General features: G+C 36.9%; 3 protein-coding genes. All 3 read right to left on the reverse strand.

Translation table 11 applies throughout. The annotated features are described in order from the left end of the window. Window positions 1-884: 884 nt before the first annotated feature. The 3 genes from AACS24_RS01090 to AACS24_RS01100 all read right to left on the reverse strand — a co-directional run bounded on the left by AACS24_RS01090 (window position 885) and on the right by AACS24_RS01100 (window position 4222). Window positions 885-1388 carry a hypothetical protein gene (locus AACS24_RS01090; RefSeq protein ID WP_146181444.1) on the reverse strand — a complete coding sequence of 168 codons (504 nt, stop codon included), beginning with the start codon at window positions 1386-1388 and terminating at the stop codon, window positions 885-887. Beyond that, window positions 1339-2016: a winged helix-turn-helix domain-containing protein gene (locus AACS24_RS01095; protein ID WP_108572093.1), complete on the reverse strand. Its 678-nt coding sequence runs from the start codon at window positions 2014-2016 to the stop codon at window positions 1339-1341. The genes AACS24_RS01090 and AACS24_RS01095 overlap by 50 nt, the downstream gene beginning before the upstream one ends. Before the next feature lie 166 nt (window positions 2017-2182). Further along, a complete protein-coding gene (locus AACS24_RS01100) occupies window positions 2183-4222 on the reverse strand; it encodes an inverse autotransporter beta domain-containing protein (RefSeq protein WP_108572094.1) in 2040 nt (679 codons plus the stop codon). Between the last annotated feature and the right edge of the window lie 447 nt (window positions 4223-4669).

A 4669-nucleotide genomic window follows, 5' to 3' on the forward strand; every position in this document is an offset into this window, starting at 1 on the left:
TCTATACATTATGATACGAGAAAGAATTTAAATATCTGCGTAATATTAGAATTATATCTTATTTGCTCGTCATTGGGTTCAATCGTCTGTTGATGGGCTTTCTAGAAGCACAACAAGCGGTCGTGTTTGGAAAGCAAGTAGTAACCTTGCAATAAGCCAAGTACACGGCTCACACAGAGGTTGAGGCCGCAGGAATCACTCTTGCTAACCAGCAGCGAGCAATAGGCCGCCTTGGTGAGAGAGTAATTGAGGATGGCCTCTTCAACCTCGGGTGCGACCCTATTTGGATGTGCCTCTTTACCGCTGGGCAATTTGCCGAGTTGGCCATAGGTCTGCTAGTTGTGCCGGATTTCGTAGATTTGTTGGCGGCAGTGGTCGGCTTTGCTGAGGTTATTGAGCCATTTGGCGAGCTCTAGCAAGCTGGGTTGACGACGTGCGACTTTCTGTTGGTGGTCATGCGATAACTCTCCAGATAACACGGTAGGGGTACCATTTTGCTGTTCGGTTGATTACAACCTTTTGTGGACAAATTCCAAGTGAATACCATATACAGTTATACTGTAGTGCAGCATATTACGCTTAATAATTCCCCCGAATAGTACTGCAAAATATTTTGGCTACCACCTGAAGTTCTATCTCAATACAGATTAATATGTCTGGCCATAGAACTATTATGTATCTTTGAAAAGATACATAAGCTGCGAACCCATTAGTCCGGACTGAAAATCATCTATTACAGCGGTGTTTTTTATTCAAGATTACTAACCTAAAACACATCCCTACATGAATGAGTAAAAGCTTTGGAGGGGATTTTTATCGAGGATATTCACTTCAGTCGTCGCGCCACTAATTATTGCGCCAAAAACTCAACTTAGAGCAGTAATCTAATCGTTTGGCGCAATAAAAGCTATTCTTCCATCAGTTAAGACTTTGAATAACAAGGATGGGTCTCCCTCTGTCTGGTACTTTGATTTTTGTAAAAAGAAGTACTCATTATTTTCCGAAGCACCTTTTCCCCAATAATATTGTCTAACAAGATCAGATGTATAGTTATACTCTGCCAATACATCATCAAGGTTACTAAATCCAGGTTTTGGAGCAACAAACAATCGCCTATCAAGCCTTATAGCAATAACCTTATGCCCAATAACACCATATAAATCTTTTCGTATTGAAACAGTCCCTGTTTTTTTGAAAAGAGTTGCATATTTTAGTGTACCATCTTTACAACTTCCTACTATATGATAGGCTTCATTATTTATCTCAAAAGGGAAGTCACACCCCATACCATTGATAAATGGGTATACGCCCCATAGAACAAGGCCTAATAGCACAAGACTACTTAACCTTGATGGAGTCAATATCTTTTTTATCTGATACACTGCCATATATATACACCTCTTTTTCACTTGCCTCTAAACACTTCAGCCCAGATGGTTTACAAGTGATCGTCTTTTTATTTGTGCTATCATCTGAATCCAAACCACATAGCCATACTCCATTCTCTTGGTGGCATTGGAGAGAAATTGACTCACCATGGATAAAGTTAACCACAAAAAAAACAAAGAGTATAACTAATAATGTAAAGATAAAAACCACTTTGTTAGATGCTCGTACCTGATATGGATACTTCACACCTCCAGACTCATCGACAACTTGCTCTTCATTATTATAATAGTGGGGCTTAACCTCACTGCTATCTACTATACCAACAACTTCAGTTATAATTCTGAACCCTTGCCTGGCAACAGTCTGAATTAGAATTTCATCGTTAAACTCATTAAGTATTGACCTGATTTTTCTAATTGCCATATTAAGTGAGTTAGGAACGACAACTCGACCAGGCCAACCCATTTCAAGCAAGTGCTCTTTAGATAAAACCTCCCCCTTAGCATCAAGAAGCATTATGAAAATTCGTAATTCATTATCATTTAACTGCCCAATATTTATGTCACCATGATAAACATAGCCACTCTTTCTATCTACGAGAACTTTTTTATGCAGCACATCAGACATCAGGCACCTCTATGATACTACTCGAAAAGGCTTAAAATCAGTCAAGCATAGACTATTATTGCACTTGACTCACGCACAATCAAATCATAGAGTGTAACAATGTATAACCGAATTACTACATCCACTTTCATATTTGGAACAATAATGCAAGCAGTCCTATCTAGCATCATATATCTTGTTTTTCGATCAATCTCACTTTAAATACATAACCCTGATCCCCGCCATTAGGCCCGCCTGTAGGAACATAAGTGTTATCTTCTGTTAATAATACATCCTGCCATTCATCATTAAAGATACTTTTCTTCATCCATAAATAACTATATTTACTTAAGATACTAGGATCACAATCCTCACCATTACATAAAACTCGAGCTTTTAAAACAACGTTATTTACTACTGAAGCATTAATCAACCCGGGAGTTTCCTCAACCAACACTATATCCATGTCTCGTAAATTTATAACATTCTCAATTTCAATCTTCATAATATCTTCAACAACATGACCTGATGGTAATGTAACCCTCAACTTAACATCTACTCCATTAGTTAAAGTGACAGCAGATAGTTCGTAATTTGGGATCAAGCTGATAGCGTCATCAGAGAAAATTATTTCTATCTTATTTTTTTCATACGTTTTATCACAACCACTAAGGCATTCTTCATTTCTAGGATCAATAACACTCCAATCAATGTTATAAATATCGCCAACCTTTAATTTAACGTGTTTATCCTTCAATTTTACGGTTGGCAAAACATTGTCATCCTCTATGACCTTTACAATTGTGCTTGCCTCCCTTAAGTTATTGTTTGAGTCGGTAACAAGCAAGCTCACATAATATGTATTATCAGCATCTTTAACATAAGCGGGGGCTCGTGGAACATATAGCTGACTACTATATATGTTTTCTACTTCATTAAGAATTTCACCACTCCAAACATAATTTCTCGTTCTGTATGCCCCCTTAACTTCTGGCATCAAAATGAACGAGCCAAACTCTTTAACCATCACGCTTTCTGGCAATGAGACTTGCAACACAGACTCATCTTTTTTATATTTTAAAACAATTTGATTATTTCTATTAACCAACCCCATGGCAAGGTTATCAAGTGTACGCATACCACCCACATTTTTTGGCTCAATCATGTCAGTCCATGAAGACCCAATATACCAGTTGAACTTTGCCTCCACATTGGTAGTATTCTGGTTATCTTTAGCTTCCGTATGATTAACAGATAATGTAAACAATGGAATTGGTGTATAGTTTGCCCCTATCGTAATGGCATATGGATTCTTGGTTCTAGAACCATTTAATAAAATATCAACTTCGTTTCCAGAGTAATACTCTCCAATGGCTTTCACACCAATATGTGGATTCCATGGAAGATATCCATCGACTCTAACGTCTACACCATAGGATGGCTTTTCAAGATAATCAATTACATCAGGAGATGACTTCCAACCAGTTAGAGGAAGGTAGCCATTTGAACTGATCGTTATGAAATCTGAAAAATACTCAGCACCTAAGCTGGCTCTAGCATGCTCACGACTATAGTCATAGTCAACGAATGCATTAATCCCTAGCAAATAGTCTTCATATAGAAATCTTTTACCGCTACCGATATTAAAAAAACTTCTTTCCTGAGAGCCTTTTCTTAGACCCACCTGAACATAAGATATACTTTCAGATGTTTTTTGGAGTGGTATTAGAGCATCCCCACTAAATTGGTCTATGGTGTAGTTTTTAGACAAGCCAATATTGAATTCAATAGTACCAAATTTTGAAAAAGATGAACTAATTTGTTCATTTATTGAAGAACTAACGAATCCGTGAACTTCACTTTCTGCTAACTGCTGCCAGTAATCAGATTCTTTCTGGCGCACATTATCATCATTAGATAATTTATGTGTGCCATATTTCCCCCCAATCCTAGCAGCCTGTTCTGCGATAAATGACTCCACCCCCTCTAGAGTATAAAATGAATCGTTCGCTATACTTACTGGACTGAGATTTGGTAGTTCGTCAGCCTTTCCATCATTATCATGTATATCCAAATGGTTATAGCTGGTACTATCAACTCGCTTAGTAAAATCATTGCTGGCATGATCTTTCATATCTTTTGCATAAGATATATTTGATACCATCACTGATAGAAACAGGAAATTTTTAAGCATATGCATCACCTCTTGGCCATCCACCGACCACATAACTCAATTCCACCAAACTCAATCAGAATCATGACCAACACCAAGAAAAGTGATAAATACAAGCAGAATATAACCATCCCATAACAAAAAATTGATCAGATGAATACCATGGTTGATATTCACTATTAACCTACAAGGTATATGAACCAGATTTATCGCAAGAGAAAAATCATCGATGTAATTACTTTAAGCTTTCCCTTACACAAGGAATTGCTCTGCGATACAGATATAAATACGGCAATGAAATATAATATAGATAATGGAGGAAATATATGAGTGAATATAAAGATAAAATATATTTTATTCAATGCTACGCCTACAGTATCTTTCAGAAGGAGATTCGAAGCAAAAGATATCAATAATATTAAAGCTAATGATAAAACAATTATCTTATGTAAAGAATATTCACAATGCCATTGAAACTGCTTGGCTCTCATTTTATATTCC

The organism is Aeromonas sp. HMWF016, from assembly GCF_963878195.1.
Taxonomy (GTDB): Bacteria; Pseudomonadota; Gammaproteobacteria; order Enterobacterales; family Aeromonadaceae; genus Aeromonas; species Aeromonas lacus.

Excerpts from the sequence above, each read along its gene's own strand:
- AACS24_RS01090 (WP_146181444.1), bottom strand. The coding sequence starts at position 1,388 with ATGGCAGTGTATCAGATAAAAAAGATATTGACTCCATCAAGGTTAAGT.
- AACS24_RS01095 (WP_108572093.1), bottom strand. The coding sequence starts at position 2,016 with ATGTCTGATGTGCTGCATAAAAAAGTTCTCGTAGATAGAAAGAGTGGC.
- AACS24_RS01100 (WP_108572094.1), bottom strand. The coding sequence starts at position 4,222 with ATGTGGTCGGTGGATGGCCAAGAGGTGATGCATATGCTTAAAAATTTC.